Below are 20,610 nucleotides of genomic sequence, written 5' to 3'. Positions count from 1 at the left end.
GGACCTTGATGATCAGTTAGCCGTATTAGATCCTGGTCAGAAGAGCTCAAGCCGGGATGTATTTTTTAAATAAACTATCTATCTTCATTTGTATTACACCGAAGAAGGCTTCTTTAAAAATAGAGGTTGACATTTTTGATTTCCCCCGTGTACGATCTGTAAAAATAATAGGTACTTCGTGGATATTGAATCCAAACTTTGTAGCGAGAAATTTCATTTCAATCTGGAAAGCGTAACCTACAAACTTTACGCTGTCCAGGGCAATACTTTCAAGTACATGCCTTTTGAAACAGACAAATCCGGCCGTAGTGTCATTTATAGGCATTCCCGTAATAAACCGAACATACATACTGGCGAAATAAGACATGATGACACGCCCCATAGGCCAGTTTACCACATTTACTCCTGATACATATCGTGAACCTACCGCCAGGTCAGCACCTTCTTCCGCACAGGCCGTATAAAGTCTTTCCAGGTCTTTAGGATTGTGCGAAAAGTCTGCATCCATCTCATAGATGTAGTCATAACGATTATCAATGGCGTATTTGAAGCCTGTTATATAAGCAGTTCCCAGGCCTTGTTTTCCCGTGCGTTCCAGCAGGTGTAGCTGACGGCCATCGTAATCTATTTGCTGTAGCTCTTTGACGATATCACCAGTACCGTCTGGTGAACTGTCATCAACGATCAGTACATCAAATTTCTTCTCCAGTGTAAAAACTTCTTCAATGATTAAGCGGATATTTTCCTTTTCATTGTACGTAGGTATTATGACCAGACTATCGTTCAAGAATTAATGCGGTTTATTGAGTGTTGACTAATTTAAGAAAACTTGATGAATCTTTAAGAATGTTAATTTGAATTAAGTTAAATGTCATTCTTTTAATTAACATTGAATTTTTCAACAAATTATCGAAATGTCCAAGCCTTGTATTTTTCTTGATAGAGATGGTGTAATCAACAAAGACTATGTGGATTATGTGTATTCATCCGAGAAGTTGACAATCCTGCCCGGAGTAGCGGGTGCCATCCGTTTATTGAAGGATACAGGTTATACTATAGTAGTTATTACTAACCAGTCCGGTATTGCCCAGGAGATCTATACACGTCAGCAAATGCATGAATGTCATGAACTTATCCAGAAAAAATGTGATCATGGAATTGATCATTTCTACTATTCACCATGGCATCCCAAGGTTACGGAAAGTCTTACCCGCAAGCCCGGATCGCTCATGTTTGAAAAAGCCATAGCGCGGTTCGATGTAGCTGTTGAAAGGTCATGGATGGTCGGAGATAAGGAACGGGACCTGGTACCTGCAAAAAAAATAGGTATCCGCACTATCCAGGTAGATCATAGTGATAGTACTATTGCTGACCATAAAACTAAGGACTTGGCTGAGGCCGTTGGGATCATTCTTTCCAAGGGATAAAGCTCAATCACTCAAAAATACCCACAAACTCTTCGTTTTTTGAGCTTTTGAGGCCACGGTACATTCCTTTGGTATTAAAGGGCATTACAATATGGCCATGTTTATCAATGCCAATTAATCCACCTCTTCCTCCTAATGCAGGCAGTTCTTTATGAATTACTTCGTTTGATGCTTCTTGTAGGGATTGTTTATTGTACATCATTCGTGCTGAAATATCATAAGCTACGGCAGCACGTATAAAGAACTCTCCATGGCCGGTGCAAGAGATGGCACAACTGTCATTGTTTGCATATGTGCCTATCCCAATGAGAGGTGTATCACCAATACGTCCATATTTTTTATTTACCATACCACCTGTAGAGGTGCCTGAGGCAAGGTTTCCTTTTTTATCTAGAGCGACGGCACCAACCGTCCCAAACTTTTGCCCGTCCTCATCGTGATCGAGCTGAACTTTGTCATTCATCAGGGCCTTTTGCCATTGTTTATACCTGAACTCATCGTAGAAGTATTCTTTAGATTCTATTTCCAGGTTATGATCTTTGGCAAATTCTGTTGCTTGTTCACCACTGATCAAAACGTGTTTTGTTTTAGTCATCACAGTGTGTGCAAGTTTGATGGGATTTTTTACATACCCGACACTGGCCACAGCACCTGCTTTAAGCTTTTTCCCCTCCATAACAGCAGCGTCCATTTCATGAGTGCCGAGATGTGTGTATACAGAGCCCTTCCCGGCATTAAACAAATAGCTGTCTTCAAGAATAACAATTGCCTCAATAACCGCGTCTATTGAGCTCCCTCCTTTGTGTAATGTTTGATATGCCATGCTATAGGCTCTTTTCAATGTTTCTTTGTATGCCTCAGCCTTCCATTTGGTCATTTTTGCTCTAGAAACGGTGCCGGCTCCACCGTGTATGGCAATACCATATGCCTTCATGATTTATGGTTTTGTGTACGTTTTCTAGTTGTGGTTAATATTTTAAATAGCTCCTGGGATTTGATATTAAGGCTATTGAACACAGGTATGTCTGTATATTCACTCAACTCTTTAATATGAAGCGGAGAACTTGAACATACTCCTGAAATGGCATCCGGTATCAAATTGAATTTGTTTTTTAATACTTCCAGTCCGCCTATGGCACCAAAGGAATCTGCCGCACAAAAGATAAGTTTGTGTATTCTTTTTCTTACAGTTTCAGACCGAAGTAACATAGCGGTCTCTCTTTGATTAATACCATCTGCAAATTCTACCACCCAGTAATTCTCCTTGTTATTCGCGTATTTCATGTCTAGTTTATCAAAAATAGTAGTGACCTCACTTTCATCAATGAGGTAGGTTGCAGGATATCCCATAAATGAAAAGTCAGAATAATGAGTAGCGCCAGCATCATTCATGCTCAGGATGTCTTTAAGGCTGGCCGTGCCTGTTACTTTTGAAGCTCGTACTTCTTTGTCATGAACTGATAGTGCATAAACACAGGCCGTAGCAGCAGCACTTTTTCCGGAGTTCATGGCAGTGCCGATAGCCAGGATAAGCTTAGCCCTGGGGAATTTCTTTTCAATATTTTTTGGTTTGATCAGGCTGAAAGACCTTGTATTTAGGATCTCTCCCGTCAGATCACAAGCATATCCAATAGGTTTTATCGTTGTAGGTGAAATGACCTTACCACTTTTCGATACCACCTGACCTATAACTCCGGAACGTGCCAATAAATCAAGGTTTTCAAAGTTAGTAGTATCGGGGATTATACCCTCATAATAATCTGGTGCATAGCGATTGCCAAACACAAAAGTAGCTTTAGTCCCGGGGTGAATAGTATGTATTCTTCCCTGGCTGTTCTCCAATGAACTATGCTGTCCTATTGTATCGACCTGGCCATACAATACGTCACCAATTTTCGGAGGTTGTTCAATAGGGATATACCCTTTAATAGCTTTTCTGGGTAGGGTATAGGCCGCACTCGGCATTCTAAAGCCTTTATCAAGTTTCTTCATTTCATTCACAATTTGTGAATGAAAAATATGAATGTTAATTGAGATTTTTAACGATGCAGATAATATTTATTATAACAAGTAAATCGAGTCATACACATAGTATATTGTACTTGCAATACAATGAATAATAAAATTCGTTTAATTGTGTTCCCTCGGATGCCCTGTTTAATCAGTATAAGTCCTAATTAATTCTTCTGCCATGATGTTACCCTGCATCCAGGCATGATCTAAGGGAGTCAATCCACGTGCGTCTTTTAGGTCATATTGAGCTTCTTGCGCTAGTAATTCGCTTACTACGTCAGAGCTACTAAAGGTAACGGCGAATGTAAGTGCTGTAGCAAGGTTGTAGTTTTGCAGGTTGACAGAAGCTTTATGCTGCAAAAGAAGTTTTACGTAATATGAATAACCTTTGAACACAGCTCCCATTAATGCGGTATTGCCAGAGTTATCCTGAGCATCTACATGTACTGATTGAGATAGCAAAAACTTTACAATATGAGGATGATCATTATATACGGCCAGGATCAGGGGAGTGTAACCTTTGTCATCCTGGCTGTTGAGTATATCAAGGTGGTGTATGCTGAGTTTTTTTATTACGTCAAAGTTACCGGTACGACATGCATCGAAAATACCGGGAAGTTGCTGCCCCTTAAGCTGGCATGATAAAATATTGAACAGAATAAATGTTAATGTGAGTTTTATGTTAATCATTTGTGTCAGAATTGTCTTTATTTCGTTGCAATGCTACGATCCACAGAAAGATGAAGCAGAGATCAGGATTTTAGGGATCCACGAAGTCCTTCATTCCAAATCCCAATGCTTGTGCTACTCGCATGCCATAGTCTTTGTCTGCCCGGTAAAAATAAGTCACCATCTTTTTTTGTATGTTTTTGTCTGTTACCTGCCCCAGATCACCACTTAAGTTGGCAATCAAATGATCTTGATCTACTTTGCTCAACGAGCGATAGAACTCACCCGCCTGGGCAAAATCATTTGTCTTGGATATACTTTGCTGCATGATCGTTACATTTTTTAAGGTTGATTTGGAATAGCGATAATCCGTATTTTCAGCTAGTGAGACTTTATTGCTGGATTGATAATTGATATCCGCATGTAAAAAATCATCGTTTCTGGCGCTTAAATAGCTATCAGAATTATAGTTTACGGCTTTATTTTTAGGCTCGTTAACATCTATTTGTAAGTAATTAGGCCCTAACCTGTGGAGGTGTGTATCGAAATAGGAGAAAAGCCTGCCTTGTAATAACCGATCTTCCGAAGACTCTACACCCGGGATCAGAGAGCCACGAGAAAAGGCGATAGATTCTACTTCCTGAAAGTAATTTACAGGATTTCTGTTCAACGTCATGGTAGCGATCTTTACTTTGTTAATTTTATCGGCTGGCCAATCTTTGGTAGCGTCCAGTGGCCAGAAATCGAAGTTGTGTATGTCTTCAGGCTTGATCATCTGCACGTATAGGTTCCATTGGGGATGATTGCCCTCTTTTATATTATTGAATAATGATACTGTTGCGTGCTGCCAGTCTTTGGATTGCTGTATACTGACTTCTTCTGAACTCATATTTTTCTCTCCTTGCTTTGATACCCAGGAATATTTTACATAAGTCACTTCACCTTTATTATTGATCCACTTAAAACCATGTACACTGCTGCCGTTTATGTATTGATAACCCAGTGGAGTGCCCAGGTCTGTCCAAAGCCGGGTGATCATATGAGTAGCCTCAGGGATGTTAGAAAAGAAATCAAAGAAACGGTTAGGATCTTGCTTATTAGTTACCGGGGAAGGTTTCAGAGAGTGTACCATGTCCGAAAATTTCATGACATCACGGATGAAGAACACCGGAAGGTTGTTACCCACAATATCATAATTGCCTTGCTCGGTATAAAACTTCACAGCAAAACCACGAGGATCACAGGCTGTTTCAGGTGAGCCTTTACCATGAATTACAGTAGAAAACCGTACAGCCAGCTCCGTTTTTCACCTTTTTGGTTGAATGGTGCTGCCATAGTGAATTCAGACATGTCGGCCGTAGCTTCAAAATGACTGAATGCACCTGCCCCGCGTGCACGTACCACCCGTTCCGGGATACGCTCCCTGTCAAAAGCTGCCAGCTTTTCTATCAGGTGAATATCTTCAAGCAGAACGGGGCCATATTCTCCGGCAGTTTTGGAGTTTTGATTGTCCCCTATGGGGGCGTCTGTGTTAGTTGTCATGTCTTGTGCAAAGGCCCCGGCTGTGCAGAGTAAAACAAGACCGATCGATAATAGATTTTTCATAGATACTTGAGTTTGTTGGATCAATTAATGTGAACTCAAAAATCTACCAGATAATGATATTATTCAAATCAATATATTCAATTGCTTATTTATAAAACAAATATTGATGGCCGGATCTTTATCAGTAGCGCAAAGCATTTGGTTTATCCTTTTTATAGATGAAAGTATCACGATAAAAAAGAATTATCTAATTGAATAAAGGACAGCTTCCAAAATGGAAGGCGGAAATTTTATTGATTTTTAATGATAAACAGGAAGGGGCTTGAAAAACAGTGGTATTTCAGAGATTTATCTAGTTTATTCCACAACTGTACCACTGATTTCGAACTCCAGTGGTTCATAAATATCTTCTACAAAATTGAGCGATGTGCTGAAACCTGTTACCATGTGCCGTGTGAAGTCAAAATTAAAGTCAAAAACAGCTGTTGACCTATGTTCACCCGTTATAGCAGGTGCCTGGACACTCAATACATTAATTTTGCCCTCCTGGCCAGGGTTTATATCTCCAGACCCACCTTTAGTGAGACTGGCGCTGAAAAGTTTATATTCAGATCCACCGGTGGGTGTTTTGATATTTATATATGAATTTGGAGATAATGGAGGGATTGGGTGATTGCCTTGATTTATCCACTTCATTATGCCAAAACCTTGATAACTATCTCCTATTGTGATGTCTGGTGTGACAAACTTTATTTCCTCCAGTTGTATAGGTTGAGGAACGTCAACGATAACCTGGAAAGTTTGAGATTCATTGCCATAGAAGTTAGTTACGCGGATATTAATTCTATTAGGGTATTTAAAATCAATGGCCTTACCCTCAGTGGGGTAGTCGATAAAGGGTCCGTTGTCTTTACTATACTCAAGGGTAGCCCCTTCATACGTTATAGTGGGGATCAACGTAGAAAAATCTGTACCTACGGGTACCAGGATAAACACAGCCCGACTGTTTCCTAACGTTGGATATTCGGTAAATTTTAACGCTTGAATATCTGAGGATAACGTAGGATTCCGGCTTTTTTCAAACTTAAAACTCGTTAGTTCCAGCTTCCCTCCAGTCGGATCTTCTTCTATAACCACTTCAACATCGTAGTGGATGATTTTATCACCATCTCTTGTAGAATTGATCTCATAGGTGAAGGGTGACCCAACAGATAATACTTTTGAACCGATACCTGGAATTATATTGAATTTTGAAAGGTCGAAATTAACAGACCTTAAACTCAGAGATCCCAGACGATCGGCATAAGATATTGTAATTTTAATGGAGCCATGTTCGATCTCTTCAGCGTTGTCATTGAATTTTGGCTGCACAATATCAATATCTAAATAGTCAGCCTCAGTTAGTGGAAAGTCACTCAATAGAGCATCTTTGATATCAACACTGGTTGTACCCACGCTTGGTCCGTCATCAGAGCTACAACAGGTTAAATTAATTATGCATAGGAAGAAAAAAGAAATGCGTGCAGCTTCAATGATAACCTTCATGGTAAGTAATTCTAATACTTAATTAAAATAGTTAGTTCTTATTTATGTTAGACAGCAAATATTACTAAAAGGTGACAAACTTGTAATATGATCGTTGATGATGCAATGTGAGGAGTGAAAATAAGTAGCTGATTTTTTGAGTAATAGCTTCAGATAGATTACTAATAGAGTTTTTAAGGTCTATTTTTTTGATGTTGCATCTGAAGCTTTTAGTTCTGTTATTTTAATGCGGTTCTTTGATATAGTTAAGGACTTTTTAGGATTGAGGAAGTTATATATCAACAAGCAACAGTGTGTGTATGTGGCTGTAAGGAAATAATTCACCTGAACATAGTAGAACTATGCTCAGGTGATATTTGGTTTTGTATTCGATACTTCCTTTACCGTAATCCTAGTGCTACCCTGATCATCTCAGGTCAATACAAAACATAAAAGTGCTTTGATCTTGAAGGTATAATCTGCTATGTATTTTAGGTGGTATTTATTTCATTAGTTACCACACCTTAAGTCCAGGAAATAATTTCCAATAATTATATTTCTTGAGAGGTTCTCAGTTATTCGGCCTTCACTGGTGAGTTTCTGGTCATTGTATTCTGCCGAACGACTATCAAGATAGTATCTATCACCGCGTTTCAGTGTCAAATCTCCGGAAAGTATTATAGGTCTGTTAGGGCTTACAAAAATTGTTAAAATCTCATCCACCCGAAAGTTATCACCTCGCACTACTTGTTCGACTGAATAATCATTACTGCTCACGGCTATAAAATAGAGCCAGTTGTCAAAACCAGGGTCAAAGTTAAAAAGGTCGGGAAATCTACGTCTGAGCTCACCTAGGGTAAAACAGGTTACAAAAGAATAATTCCTAGGTTGTCCATTTATGGTTAATGTAGCATTACCTTTACTAAAATTCAGTCCATCTATTGTCGTTTGTTCCTGATCAGAAAAGCTGAAACCCTGAGGTGCTGAAGTATATTCATTTGATCCTATTCCTAAGAAGGGGCCTCCAGGCGAAAAATTTATTGCCATTCCATTAGGAAGGACACCGGAAAAATTTAGACCCTTAACCAATTCCAGAATTTCGAGACTTATTCTTCTGTCCCTGTCCTGCTGACTTATTATTCCTGAGCCTTCCTCATCATTACAGCCTGACAACAACAGGAGCAGAACGGCGAGGTATTTATGGGTGTAGGTAATGATCCGTTGACTAAAAAACATATCCAAGTCTTATATCCACGTTTACGTTAGGGCCGATGTCAAAAGCACTGCCACGTTTTAACGGGTCTGGCTCTTGAAAACCGGTCACATCACTTTCAACTTCTACATCCAGTAACCTGGTTACCGAAGCGCCGAAACCCATTTCTGTCCCCAGATAAAGTTTTTTGGCCACATAAAAGTCCAGGCCTGCTATAGCGTTTGCTCCAATCCTGAAAAAACCATTGTCATTTTTCCGTAAAGTGTAATTAACATCGTCGCCATTTTGTACCTCTGACTTAAACCTTGAGATCTGGTATCCAAGGTCCATTTCCATTCCAAAATAAGGAGAGAGTTTCTTAGTGCCTTTCAAATGCCACTCATAACCAGGGCGGATGTTAAGTGAAAAAATGGCTGTTCGGTCTTTTAATTCACGCAGGTTGGTATTTGAGACCGCTTGCTGGGTAATGTCAGAGTCTACATCATATCCCAGGAAAACGTTCAGGCGAACCGCTTTATTCGGTGATTTGAAAAAACGTGCTCTAATGCCATTGATGCTAACAGGGTTATCACCAAAAGGCTCAAATTGTACCTCTAATGAGGTCTCGCGTGCTTCCGGCTTGTAAGAATTTGTGGCATCTTGTGTTGGTGCAATAGTTGTATTTTCATCCGTCTGCTGTGCCAGTGTGGCAAGTGACAGGGTTAGCATTACGAGGGTACTAAAAAGTTTCGTCATGTTAGTTGAGTTATGAAGTATGGTTGATTTATTTGATATAGACATTTAGTTTGCCAAAGTGATCGATGAATACAGGTGAACCCTGGTGAAAGTTTAAACGAGAGATACGGGATGAATTTTTAGGCATTTCGAATGACTTAATTTGAAAAGAGCCGTTTTCATAGACTCTGTAGGTATTCGAATTATCGGTAACATACACCTTACCCTGAGATTTCACCAGGCTGTGCTGGTATTGGAGAGAAGAAGATGTTATTGATCCTGAGTTTGTATTAATACCATAGACCTTATAATTTCTGTTGTCGAGTAATATTACGTTGTTTTTTCCCGCTTGCGCATGAAAACGGGACATATCCGAATAGATAGGCCATGAATTGGTATATGCTTTGACGTGTATGGTTTGTCCTTGAATTGTGATGACATGGTTCGCATTGCGTGTGACGATATGAAGAACATCATCATCACTGGCAATGGCTAATACCTGAGAGGATGTGGAATTCGTCTCATCTAAAACATTCACAAACTCTTGCCATGAAGCGCCTGCGTCCGTGCTACGATAAATGAGATGACTATATTCCCTTGCATATATATAATCTCCGTTTTTCATGATGATCATGTCATGATTCCCCCAGTTATTTGGCAAAGAGATGGACTTCCAGGATTGTCCATAGTTATTTGATATGCTTAACCCATTTCCATAACGGCTCTTTGCATACATATGACCATTTTCAGCATACGCTATTTCTCTGTAATTGGAGGTTTGAGGTGAGCTGTTAGTCGTCCACTCTCCATTGACAGGATCGGTAGTAGTGTAAACACTCTGGTATGTGATCACGCTGATATACTTATCATTGGAGATGACAGAATTATTAGAATAGCTACCAAAAGTTTCACAGGATTGAAACCAACCTTGTTGAATCTTCTTGGCCTCTGCTGTTATCTCGAAAACTTCTACATCAATACACCCGTTTTTGGCCAGCCCACATACATTGTCTGTTATTTTTAATGTTTGGTTTGGTTCTGTACATCCTAGTTGCCAGCTTATGGATATTGTATCGCTGTTATAATGATTTACATGAGTGAATACCCCATTGTCCGATGCCTCAAACTTTAAATTTCGCCTTACAACCCTGCCGGTCAAATCGGTTATGCGAATTTTAATTACTTCATCCAGCGCTTGACCAAATACTCCACTCTGTTCGTCCCCCTGTATAATGGTGTAAATATGATCTCCTATTATTATTGCTTTTGAACCGAGATTATCAGGTTCCGGCTCGTCATCATCACAGGAAAATGCACATAATATCGCTAAGAAAAGGAAAGTATATTTTGAAAAAGCCATCATAACTATAAATTGTATTTATACACGAATATAAATTCACTTTTTGCCTACACAAACTAAAAATTTGATTATTTAAGACGTTGTAATACTGATTTTCATCAGTAATTCGGATGTTCGAAGGTTCCGTTACCATGAGGGACCCGATTAAATTTCTTAGTACCCGGATAGAGAAAGCTAACCTAAATAAAAAGGCAGACCATGAACGAGTGTCGAGTCAGATGATTTAAAGTGCTGATTATAAGAATGCTTGTGTCTTTTGAAATTCTCAGACACGAAATGATTGAAAAACCTGACCCCTCAAAAACTATTTACTATATTGACGCAAAACAGTCTGAAAATTCAGTGGTTTTGATAAATATGACGGGCTTAAAATGAAATTACTTTGGTCAATATTTTTTTTACTTATGGGGACGTTAGTATACTCCCAACACAGTAAAACGATTGACAGTCTCTACCATGTTCTTGCCACTGATCTCAATGCCAGCAAGAGAGCTTATGTATTGGATGAGCTATCTTACCAATGGTTTACGAGAAGCCTGGATAGCTCACTTTATTACGGACGTTTGGCATATCAGGCTTTTGAAGTGTTAGAGGAGCCAAAAGGGCTGTCTCAAAGTGCTACCTCAGTGGCAGTAGCTTTTCATTACCTCAATCAATGGGATAGTGCAGCATATTATTATAAACAGGCACTGCAAATCAGGAGAGACAGTAAGGATACGGCAAAGGTAGCTTCTTCGCTGAATAATCTGGGGGTCATGTTCATGAGTCTGGAGGAGTATAAGGTTGCTACGGACCATTACATTGAAGCGATGCGTGTAAGAGAACAGCTATATGACAGCCTGGGAGTAGCAATAACAAAGTTTAACCTTGGTCTGATCTGTAAGAAACAAGGTAATTATCCCAAAGCCATAAGCTATTATATGGAGGCAAAAGAAGTCTTTGAGCATTTTGGTAAAAGTAATTACCTTGAGACATCGCTGCTTAACCTGGGCTCCATTTACAACACTATTGGCGACTTTGAAAAAGGTGTGTTTTACAATTTAAAGTTAGTGCGCCTGGCAGAAGAACGAGCGTCACAGCGTAATCTGGCCAAAGCGTATGTGAACCTGGGTAATGCTTATCAAGGTTCAGGTCAGTTGGATAGTGGCCTGTATTATGTAAAAAAGGGATTGACTTTTTTTCAGTTGGAGAAAGATACGCTGAATATTTCTCATTCACTGTTGTCCATAGCCCAACTATATTTTGATAAAAAAGATTTCAATAACGCAATTACTTATTCCGAAAAGGTAGATGATTATAGTAAAAATCTGAATAACAATGAGTTAATGATTTCAAATCAATTGCTCATAGCCCAGGCTTACGCGTCAAAAGGCAGGTACAGACAAGCTTATGATGCCATGAAGCAATCATTTGAACAGAAGGATTCTCTGCTGAACACCTCTTTGAATGAGACTATTACTGAACTCACACTGAAATATGAAACGGAGCAAAAGGAAAAAGAGATCGCCACGTTAAAGATTGAAAACCAACAAGCTGAAATTGAGCAACAGCGCTCCGTAAACCAACGAAATGTTTTCATTTTTATCGCCGGGTTGTTGATTTTAGGCACAGTCTTACTTTACCTGCTGCTTAAAGCCAAGTCGAGGGCAAATGCAGTTATATTACAGTCGTTAGCGGATAAAGAAACATTACTTAAAGAGATCCACCATAGGGTAAAAAACAATCTTCAGGTGATTTCCAGCTTGTTGAGCCTGCAGTCCAGGTTTATGGATGACGACGGGGCCAGAAAAGCGGTGAATGAAGGGCAAAACCGGGTAAAGTCTATGGCATTGATCCATCAAAAGCTTTACCAGCATGACAACCTCAGTGGAGTGGAGGCCCTGGATTATATACAAAACCTTGCAGGTTCTCTAAGAGCTGCTTACGGCATTGATGGCGATAGGGTAGCAGTTGATCTTGATGTAGATGAGCTTAACATCGATGTAGATACTATTATTCCCATTGGTCTCATATTGAATGAATTGATCAGTAATTCTTTTAAACATGCTTTCCCTGACGGTCGTAAGGGACAAATATGCATTGGTCTTAAATCTGTGGAAGGAAAGCTCAAACTAACTGTAAAAGATGATGGTATTGGAAATAGTGATATTAAGCAAAATACTGAGACTTTTGGTCTGCGCATGATCACATCGCTTTCCAGGAAACTGGATGCTACTATTGCCACTGATCATGAGCATGGTACAGCTACTACACTCTCCATTTCCAGCTATAAATTAGTATAATTGTAAGTGCAAAAGTCAGTACTTATTGTAGAGGACGAGCCTTTGATAGCAGATGATCTAAGTTTTCATCTCAATGATTTGGGCATTCAGGATGTGAAAGTGTCGCTGAGTTATGACCAGGCCCAACAACAGTTACGGACTAGCAATTTTGACCTGGTACTATTGGATATCAACTTATCCGGTGACAAAGATGGTATCGATCTGGCACATTTCATCAATCAGCAACGTCCGGCGCCCTTTGTTTTTGTTACTTCGTACTACGATGCTGCTACACTTGGCCGGGCCAAGGAAACAGACCCCTATGGATATATCGTCAAGCCATTTGATAAACAAGAAGTCTATGTTAATGTGGAAATGGCCTTCCATAAAATAGACCTTAAAAACCGTACGCCGGAACGTTTTTTTATTAGAGAAAAAGAAGGGATCATACCCATTGAACCGGCGGATATCCAGTATGTGGAAGCATTTGATAACTATGCAAAAGTATTTACCAGCGACCAGTTCCACATTATAAGTCATACACTCAAAAGCATAGAGAACAAACTGTTACCTTTTGGTTTTGAGAGAATTCATAAATCTTATCTTATCAATTTTTCAAGGTTAACCAGGATAAGTGAAGGTCATGTGTACTTTGGTGAAAAGGCGCTACCGATTGGAAGGGCGTTTAAAACAGCTTTTATGTCCAAACTTTCTATGCTGTAGCTAAGGTTAGCTTAAAAAAAGTAATCAATGGCTTAATTAACATTAGAATAAAAGCCTGGGGTATATCATCTTAGTACTTGAGGGTCATGTTAAAAGGAGTGCAATAAGGCCTTTTATCATTAATTCTACTAACTCATCTCGAGATACTGTCGCTTCCTAAATAAACCAGGTCGTTTACTAAAAACCGTTATGGTATTACATTATCCCGGACTATTTTCCAGAGTTAAAATAGTTGGCCATGATACATATAATCGGGGTTTTAAAGCGATTCCTACTTTTATTGACAATCCTGTTTGTCTTTTGCCATGGACAGCTGAAAGGGCAGTCATTTATTACCACCTGGCAAACAGATAATCCGGGAACCTCCAATGACAATGAGATTACCATACCTACCACAGGAGGAGGTTATAACTATACCGTGGATTGGGGCGATGGAACGATGGACGCCGGTGTCATTGGAAATATTACGCATACCTACGCGGTTCCGGGCACTTATACAGTGGCTATTTCAGGTACATTTCCGAGAATCTTCTTTAATAACGGGGGCGATCGTCAAAAAATACTAACAGTGGAGCAATGGGGTGATATCTCCTGGACTTCCATGGTGGCTGCATTCAGGGGGTGTACTAACCTGACGGTTCCGGCACCAGATGTCCCGGACCTGTCCGGGGTAACAGATATGTCCTCTATGTTTCGTGGCGCCAGTGCGTTTAACAGTGATATAAGTGGCTGGAACGTAATTTCGATCACTACCATGGTGGACCTTTTTCGTGAAACCAGTTTATTCAACCAACCCCTGAACGCCTGGACTGTTGATAATGTGACAGATATGGAAAGCATGTTTTTCTTTGCTAATTCATTTAACCAGGACTTAAGTGGCTGGAATGTAAGCAGCGTCACTAATATGCGTTTAATGTTTGGCGGGGCTTCTTCTTTTAATCAGAATATTGGTGGCTGGACCGTGGACAATGTTACCAACATGGATCAGCTGTTTGCCGGAGCCCAGGCTTTCAATCAGGATATAAGTGGGTGGAATATGAGTAACGTTACTAATATACGTTCGATGTTCAGTAGTGCCAGCGCCTTTAACCAGGATATTAGCGGCTGGACGGTTAGCAGTGTTACAAATATGAGTAACCTGTTTAGAAGCGCAGTTGTTTTTGATCAGGATATCAGCGGCTGGGTGGTGGATAATGTCACTAATATGCGGGGTATGTTCAGTAATGCCCAGGCTTTTAATCAAAACATCAGTAGCTGGAATGTAGACAATGTTACAGACATGAATAGCATGTTTGAAAACGCCGTTTTATTCAATCAAAACATTAGCGGCTGGGCAGTGGGGAGTGTCAATGATATGAACTCTATGTTTGCTGGTGCTACTGCCTTCAATCAGGACATTACCGGGTGGAACATAAGTAGCGTACAGGATATGCGCTCAATGTTTTCCAATGCCTCATCGTTTGATCAGAACCTGGGCGTGTGGGATGTGAGCAATGTTCGTTTTATGTTCAACATGTTTAATAATTCCGGATTGTCTCTTACTAATTATGACAATTTATTGATTGGGTGGGCAGCTTTGCCTTCCTTACGAAACAATGTGAATTTTGGGGCTTCCGGTATCTTTTATTGCAGTGCTCAAACTGCCCGTGACTTTATCATTTCAAGCTATAACTGGTTTTTTACAGATGCCGGACAGGGTTGTATTGCAGTATATGACGGAGGCGATACCAGTGGTACAGAAATAACCAATGGTCAGTCAGAGGCTATTGACTATGGTTCCGGAACTTTGGGTGTAGGGAAAATACGCAGTTTTACCATCGAGAACAGGCTTGCGGTAGATATCACGAACCTGGATGTTACCATAACCGGAACGGAGTTCAGTACAGCAGCCTCTTTACCTACTACATTGACGGCCGGAACTACGTTAACGATTGATGTTGATCTGCTTGGCACAACAGTTGGTTCGTTTACAGAAACATTGTCCATCACCAGTGATAACTTTAGCAATACCTTTGAATTTATACTAACAGGTGTTGTTACGGCTACACCTGAACCGGAGATAGTAGTATTTGAAGGCACAACTACTGCCAGCACGCAAATACAGGATGGACAAACCAGTCCATTCGACCTTTTTCAAGGACCCAGAGGAACTGACCTAACCCGAGAGATAACCATTACAAACATAGGAGCAGCGGCACTTAATATTTCAAATATATCCATAACAGGAACGGCCTTTACCTTGGGAGCAGTACCTCCCACCTCAATTGTTGTTGATGGTATGGAAACGATCCAAATAGTGTTAAGTGGCGTAACAAGCGGTGTGTTTTCGGAGACACTTACCATTACCAATAATGATTCTGATGAGGCCATTTTTAATTTTGATGTCGAGGGTGAGATCATTGGGCCGGATATCGCAGTATTTGACGGGACTAACATATTTTCAGATCCGGAAATATTTGATGGTCAGGTAGTAAGTCTTGATCTTGGATCAGGATCATTAGGTGTTGATGTTGTAAGACAGATCACCATTGCCAACTTTAATGCCTCTGACTTAACTATTTCTGATATTTCTATAACCGGTACGGCATTTAGCCTGGTAGCTGCTACCCCAATAACCATTGATGCCGAAATAGATGGAATAATATCCAGGGTAACGTTGGACCTGGTACTGAGTGGGGCAGCTCCGGGCTCCTTTGATGAAACGCTTACTATCACTAGTGATGACGATGATGAGCCGCTTTTTGATTTTCCCGTAAGCGGTGAAATTACCGGTACTCCTGCACCTGAAATAGCCGTCTTTGATGTTTCCCCTGCTACAGAGATCTTTGATGGACAGGCAGTGGCTATTGACTATGGTTCTGATACTCAGGGAAACAACATTAATCGCCAATTCATTATTGAAAACCAGGGTTCTTCAACCTTGAATATTAGCAGTATATCCGTTACAGGAACGGCTTTTAGCCTGGTCGGAACAGCACCTCCTGCTATAGCTTCCGGAAATTCAGAAACCATTGAAGTTATATTAAGTGGTTCCAGCACAGGCACATTTACAGAAGTATTGACGATTACCAATAATGATTCTGATGAGGCCATTTTTAATTTTACTTTGACCGGGGTAATAACTGCTACACCAACTCCCGAGATATCGCTTTTCCTGGGGCCGGATGCGTCAGGTCTTGCTATAATGGACGGACAGGCCAGTGTTGTTAATCTGGGAAGCGCTGATTTAGGTACAGATATTAACCAGACATTTACTATTTCTAACACGGGGTCAGGGGTTTTGACGATTTCCAATATAGCCATTACAGGCACAGCCTTTTCTTCTCTCACAGCCACTCCTCTCACCGTTACTGCCGGGAACATCAATAATTTTATGATTACTCTGAGTGGGGCTTCAGTAGGTACTTTTAATGAAACACTGACCATCACCAGTGATGATGCAGATGAAGCAAGTTTTGACTTTCCAATTACCGGCACTATTACTATGCCCAATACCTTACCCACCATTAGCACGGTAGATGACGTCATTATAGATGAGGATGGCGCAACAGGCAATATACCATTTACCATAGGTGATGCTGAAAGTTTACCCGGTGATCTGATAGTTACGGCAACTTCCGATAATACTACCCTGATCACCGATTCAGGCATAATGTTGGGAGGTACCGGTACTTCACGCCTTATTACCCTGACGCCTGAACCTGATCAGAATGGTAGTGCCAACCTGACCCTAACGGTTGATGATGGTGTGGCTACCATTAGTGAAACGTTTGTACTCACAGTAAATGCCGTCAATGATGCGCCACTCATTACCGGTCAGGTAGTCTTATCAACTCCTCAGAATACGACACTTACATTAGATGTTAATGATGTTATGGTTACTGACCCTGACAATAATTTTCCAACAGGTTTTACCTTGTTTGTCAACTCAGGAAATAACTATACGGCTGAAGGTACTACGATAACACCGGCAACAGATTTTGCGGGAGCGCTCAATGTGCCTGTGGTTGTAAATGACGGACAGGATGACAGCCCCGTGTTTGATCTGTTGATAAACGTAATAGCGGGAGAAATTATGGTCGAAATAGATGGTATAAGCCAGGCAAGCGGAGGAGACATCGTGTTTGATGATGTGTTGATAGGTACTCAAGACACACAAGAGTTTATCATCACAAATACAGGCACGATACCTTTGATTATTACCAATATTACCATCAGCGGTGATGACTTCCGGCTGATCAGCCCAATTCCCGACCCAATTGCATCAGGAGGTAGCAGTACACTATTAATTGCCTTTTCTCCAACGACTACAGGGGTCAGAACCGGACGGATTACTATAGAGAGTACGTCAGCTGAAGACTTTACGGCTACACTCACTTCTAATGGCCTGAGCGAAGCACCACCTATTGAAATATTCAATGTGGTAACAGTACAGGCTAACAACAAACACGACCATTTTGAGATCCGAAATATTGAGTTCTATGATACTAATCGGGTGTTCATTTATAACCGTTGGGGTAATGAAGTGTATAAGACCACAGATTATGATAACACCAATAATCGATTTATTGGTCTGTCTGACAGTGGAGAAGAACTGATAGACGGAACGTATTATTATGTGATCGAACTCAATAGCGGTGAAATCACTAAAAATGGCTTTTTCCTTTTAAGAAGATAAGATCATGTTGAAAAAATATATACTGCTACTGGGGTTCTTTTCAATGATCATACCTGTATGCCTGCAGGCACAGCAAGATCCATTGTATAATATATACACATTTAATCAATATATGATCAACCCGGCTTATGCCGGAATTTACAATAATTTTAATGCGAACCTTATTACACGAAAGCAATGGGCCGGTATAGACGGCACACCTTTGACGAATGTGCTGTCATTACATTCCTCTATTGACCGGCAGTTTGGTGCCGGGGTGCTTCTGGTGAACGATCAACTGGGAGTGAATAATAATTTTGAAGGCCAACTGTCCTTTGCTTATAAATTGATCAATGGTATCAGTACACTTGCCTTTGGTGTTCAGGGTGGATTTATCAGCTACCGCTATGACTATAATAAGCTTAATCTCGCCTTTGTAGATGATGAAGGGCTTGACCTGAACAACGATGCATTCAATAAGGCCAACTTTGGTGCAGGCGTATTTTATATGAATGATGTGTTTTACCTGGGATTATCCGTTCCCCGCATTTTAAATGCTGAAGTTGGTGACGGAGTGGCTAACAGCACACGTTATCAACCTCATTATTATTTGAGTGGAGGTTATGTGATAAAGTCCAGTTCTGTGAGCGGTTTTCTGCTGAAACCAACGTTTTTACTACGCTATACCGGTGGTAATCAGCTTTCTGCTGACATAAGTGTTAATGCACTCTTTGGTAATGTATTTTGGGCAGGTGTCACATTACGTAATGTGAACGGCATTGGCATCAATGCCCAGGTGCAGGCAAGTAGATCGTTTCGTTTTGGATACTCCTTTGAGTTACCTACAAATCAACTGGTCAATGACAATATCGGTACGCATGAGTTATCATTAATGGTGGAACTGAATGTGTTCAAAGGTCAGTTTGATATAGAACGATATTTCTAAACATTCTATTCCAAGCTCAAACCGCTTCAATATCAAGTATTTCAGAACTCACCGTGATGGTAGACTACGATTCCGTGCTAAAATAACCCGAAATACTTGACCTTATTGCATTTTGAACTTTCATAACGAGTTTTAATGCATTATCCGGGTTTAAGGTCGATTGATCAGTGTCATGATATCTGATAAATGGTACTTCTTTTTTGTTTTTCGCCAAGTAAAACCAATGGACTGAATTGAATAAAACAAGCATTAACGGTATGGATGTTCATTGTCTTTGTTAAGCCCCTGTCCATAGGGTCATGGTAATCCAATAACCTGATCTTAAATAGGTTCAAAAGCTATTCAGAGATGGTTTCAATTTTAAAAATGATACTGGTTTTAGATTGCTGCTAAATGCTTACCGGAATCTGAAAATATCATGGATATTGTAAATTAGTTATATGGCAATGTGAAAAATAAAAATGACAGAATTCATAAATACTTTAGAAATTGAATTAGAGAAAAATGCGAATCCAAAAATTGCTTTGGAACAGAAAGCATATATGCGAAATCAATTTGAGTATTATGGCCTGAAAACCACCCTAAGACGAAAAATTCAAAGCGTATTTTTGATCAAAGAATATTTACCTGAAAAAAAGGAGTTAGATGAAATAGTCAAAACTCTTTGGAAGAAGCCACAGCGAGATTACCAGTACTTTGCGCAAGAACTTGCATATAAGTATGTTAAAAAATTGGATAAAAAGGATATCAAACTTTTCGAATTTATGGTAACGCATAAATCCTGGTGGGATACAGTAGATTTCATTGCCAATAAACTAATAGGAGAGTACTTTAAGACATTTCCCGAACAGAGGGAGATCTATATCCAAAGGTGGGTCGATTCAAATAATATCTGGTTACAGCGATCTGCCTTATTATTTCAACTCAAATACAAGGAAGCGTTGGATACGACTTTATTAAAAACTACTATCCATTTATTATCAGATACGAAAGAGTTCTTTATAAATAAGGCCATTGGATGGATCTTGAGAGAATACAGCAGGACTGACCCGTCGTGGGTGACTGAATTCGTCAATAACACAGAACTAAGTAACCTGAGTAAAAAAGAAGCGCTAAGATTGATCAAATGAAAACGGCAAAAGCCAAGTCTGGTCTGTAAGTAATAATTAAGAAAAAATGAATGCAGAAAAGAATAAAGAAAATGCGGTAGAGTTCTATCGAATGGCGTATGCAGGTGAACCGAAGAAAGCCATTGAGCTGTATGTCGGTGAGGAATACATTCAGCATAATCCTGATGTAGCCGATGGTAAACAAGGGTTTATCGATTATTTTGAAAGAATGCAAAAAGAGTATCCGAATAAATCAATCGAATTCGTTCGTTGTATTGCGGAGGCAGACCTTGTAGCGCTTCATACACATCAAATATGGCCGGAAGGCGACGAATACGTGACCATGGATTTTTTTCGCTTTGATGAAAATGGAAAGATTGTTGAGCACTGGGATTCAATTCAGCAAATTCCTAAAAAATCTGCTAATAATAATATCATGTACTAGTGTC

16 protein-coding genes and 1 pseudogene are annotated in these 20,610 nt (G+C 40.0%); 7 read left to right on the top strand and 10 right to left on the bottom strand.

From position 1 onward, the window contains the following. Positions 1 to 46 precede the first annotated feature (46 nt). Positions 47 to 787 carry a polyprenol monophosphomannose synthase gene (locus FNH22_RS14250; protein WP_143399078.1) on the bottom strand — a complete coding sequence of 247 codons (741 nt, stop codon included), beginning with the start codon at positions 785 to 787 and terminating at the stop codon, positions 47 to 49. Between the two features lie 127 nt (positions 788 to 914). Between FNH22_RS14250 and FNH22_RS14245 the strand changes: the two genes are divergently transcribed. Continuing rightward, a complete protein-coding gene (locus tag FNH22_RS14245; RefSeq protein WP_143399077.1) occupies positions 915 to 1,427 on the top strand; it encodes an HAD-IIIA family hydrolase in 513 nt (170 codons plus the stop codon). Positions 1,428 to 1,434: 7 nt separating this feature from the next. On the opposite strand, the gene FNH22_RS14240 is transcribed toward FNH22_RS14245, so the two are convergent. From FNH22_RS14240 to FNH22_RS14205, 9 genes and pseudogenes are all read right to left on the bottom strand, one after another. Further along, positions 1,435 to 2,361 (bottom strand): isoaspartyl peptidase/L-asparaginase family protein, encoded by a 927-nt coding sequence (locus FNH22_RS14240; RefSeq protein WP_143399076.1) that lies wholly within the window; start codon positions 2,359 to 2,361, stop codon positions 1,435 to 1,437. Next, entirely contained in the window at positions 2,358 to 3,419 is a 1,062-nt protein-coding gene (locus tag FNH22_RS14235) for a hypothetical protein (protein ID WP_143399075.1), read from the bottom strand. The genes FNH22_RS14240 and FNH22_RS14235 overlap by 4 nt, the downstream gene beginning before the upstream one ends. Before the next feature lie 165 nt (positions 3,420 to 3,584). After that, a complete protein-coding gene (locus FNH22_RS14230) occupies positions 3,585 to 4,130 on the bottom strand; it encodes an ankyrin repeat domain-containing protein (RefSeq protein ID WP_143399074.1) in 546 nt (181 codons plus the stop codon). Between the two features lie 70 nt (positions 4,131 to 4,200). After that, positions 4,201 to 4,437, bottom strand: coding sequence for a catalase-related domain-containing protein (locus FNH22_RS32665; RefSeq protein WP_255518061.1), 237 nt, complete (start codon positions 4,435 to 4,437; stop codon positions 4,201 to 4,203). Between the two features lie 126 nt (positions 4,438 to 4,563). Beyond that, positions 4,564 to 5,651 (bottom strand): annotated as a pseudogene (locus FNH22_RS14225) (catalase); the annotation flags it as partial. A 360-nt stretch (positions 5,652 to 6,011) separates the two neighbouring features. Further along, entirely contained in the window at positions 6,012 to 7,199 is a 1,188-nt protein-coding gene (locus tag FNH22_RS14220) for a hypothetical protein (protein WP_143399073.1), read from the bottom strand. Positions 7,200 to 7,688: 489 nt separating this feature from the next. Beyond that, on the bottom strand, positions 7,689 to 8,414 hold the full coding sequence (locus FNH22_RS14215) for a hypothetical protein (RefSeq protein WP_143399072.1): 726 nt from the start codon (positions 8,412 to 8,414) through the stop codon (positions 7,689 to 7,691). After that, entirely contained in the window at positions 8,404 to 9,126 is a 723-nt protein-coding gene (locus FNH22_RS14210; RefSeq protein ID WP_143399071.1) for a hypothetical protein, read from the bottom strand. Before FNH22_RS14210 ends, FNH22_RS14215 begins: the two co-directional genes overlap by 11 nt. 28 nt (positions 9,127 to 9,154) lie before the next feature. Beyond that, on the bottom strand, positions 9,155 to 10,468 hold the full coding sequence (locus tag FNH22_RS14205; protein ID WP_143399070.1) for a YCF48-related protein: 1,314 nt from the start codon (positions 10,466 to 10,468) through the stop codon (positions 9,155 to 9,157). 401 nt (positions 10,469 to 10,869) lie between these two features. Here FNH22_RS14205 and FNH22_RS14200 point away from each other — a divergent pair, with 401 nt between their 5' ends. From FNH22_RS14200 to FNH22_RS14175, 6 genes are all read left to right on the top strand, one after another. Then, on the top strand, positions 10,870 to 12,747 hold the full coding sequence (locus tag FNH22_RS14200) for a tetratricopeptide repeat protein (RefSeq protein WP_185154229.1): 1,878 nt from the start codon (positions 10,870 to 10,872) through the stop codon (positions 12,745 to 12,747). Positions 12,748 to 12,753: 6 nt separating this feature from the next. Continuing rightward, on the top strand, positions 12,754 to 13,449 hold the full coding sequence (locus tag FNH22_RS14195; RefSeq protein WP_143399068.1) for a LytTR family DNA-binding domain-containing protein: 696 nt from the start codon (positions 12,754 to 12,756) through the stop codon (positions 13,447 to 13,449). A gap of 238 nt (positions 13,450 to 13,687) precedes the next feature. Then, on the top strand, positions 13,688 to 18,127 hold the full coding sequence (locus FNH22_RS14190; protein ID WP_143399067.1) for a BspA family leucine-rich repeat surface protein: 4,440 nt from the start codon (positions 13,688 to 13,690) through the stop codon (positions 18,125 to 18,127). Between the two features lie 4 nt (positions 18,128 to 18,131). Then, positions 18,132 to 19,052 (top strand): type IX secretion system membrane protein PorP/SprF, encoded by a 921-nt coding sequence (locus FNH22_RS14185; RefSeq protein ID WP_143399066.1) that lies wholly within the window; start codon positions 18,132 to 18,134, stop codon positions 19,050 to 19,052. Between the two features lie 461 nt (positions 19,053 to 19,513). Further along, positions 19,514 to 20,182 (top strand): DNA alkylation repair protein, encoded by a 669-nt coding sequence (locus tag FNH22_RS14180; protein ID WP_143399065.1) that lies wholly within the window; start codon positions 19,514 to 19,516, stop codon positions 20,180 to 20,182. A gap of 46 nt (positions 20,183 to 20,228) precedes the next feature. Continuing rightward, a complete protein-coding gene (locus FNH22_RS14175) occupies positions 20,229 to 20,606 on the top strand; it encodes an ester cyclase (RefSeq protein WP_143399064.1) in 378 nt (125 codons plus the stop codon). Positions 20,607 to 20,610: the final 4 nt, after the last annotated feature.

The organism is Fulvivirga sp. M361 (assembly GCF_007097395.1).
Taxonomy (GTDB): domain Bacteria; phylum Bacteroidota; class Bacteroidia; order Cytophagales; family Cyclobacteriaceae; genus Fulvivirga.
The sequence above is the reverse complement of the archived record's forward strand: the minus strand, read 5'-3'. Positions and strand labels throughout refer to the sequence as shown.

What these genes read in the sequence shown, in the direction of transcription:
- FNH22_RS32665 (WP_255518061.1), bottom strand. Translation starts at nt 4,437, where the DNA reads ATGCAGCAAAGTATATCCAAGACAAATGATTTTGCCCAGGCGGGTGAG.
- FNH22_RS14240 (WP_143399076.1), bottom strand. Translation starts at nt 2,361, where the DNA reads ATGAAGGCATATGGTATTGCCATACACGGTGGAGCCGGCACCGTTTCT.
- FNH22_RS14230 (WP_143399074.1), bottom strand. Translation starts at nt 4,130, where the DNA reads ATGATTAACATAAAACTCACATTAACATTTATTCTGTTCAATATTTTA.
- FNH22_RS14215 (WP_143399072.1), bottom strand. Translation starts at nt 8,414, where the DNA reads ATGTTTTTTAGTCAACGGATCATTACCTACACCCATAAATACCTCGCC.
- FNH22_RS14175 (WP_143399064.1), top strand. Translation starts at nt 20,229, where the DNA reads ATGAATGCAGAAAAGAATAAAGAAAATGCGGTAGAGTTCTATCGAATG.
- FNH22_RS14210 (WP_143399071.1), bottom strand. Translation starts at nt 9,126, where the DNA reads ATGACGAAACTTTTTAGTACCCTCGTAATGCTAACCCTGTCACTTGCC.
- FNH22_RS14235 (WP_143399075.1), bottom strand. Translation starts at nt 3,419, where the DNA reads ATGAAGAAACTTGATAAAGGCTTTAGAATGCCGAGTGCGGCCTATACC.
- FNH22_RS14245 (WP_143399077.1), top strand. Translation starts at nt 915, where the DNA reads ATGTCCAAGCCTTGTATTTTTCTTGATAGAGATGGTGTAATCAACAAA.
- FNH22_RS14190 (WP_143399067.1), top strand. Translation starts at nt 13,688, where the DNA reads ATGATACATATAATCGGGGTTTTAAAGCGATTCCTACTTTTATTGACA.
- FNH22_RS14205 (WP_143399070.1), bottom strand. Translation starts at nt 10,468, where the DNA reads ATGATGGCTTTTTCAAAATATACTTTCCTTTTCTTAGCGATATTATGT.
- FNH22_RS14185 (WP_143399066.1), top strand. Translation starts at nt 18,132, where the DNA reads ATGTTGAAAAAATATATACTGCTACTGGGGTTCTTTTCAATGATCATA.
- FNH22_RS14180 (WP_143399065.1), top strand. Translation starts at nt 19,514, where the DNA reads ATGACAGAATTCATAAATACTTTAGAAATTGAATTAGAGAAAAATGCG.
- FNH22_RS14200 (WP_185154229.1), top strand. Translation starts at nt 10,870, where the DNA reads ATGGGGACGTTAGTATACTCCCAACACAGTAAAACGATTGACAGTCTC.
- FNH22_RS14220 (WP_143399073.1), bottom strand. Translation starts at nt 7,199, where the DNA reads ATGAAGGTTATCATTGAAGCTGCACGCATTTCTTTTTTCTTCCTATGC.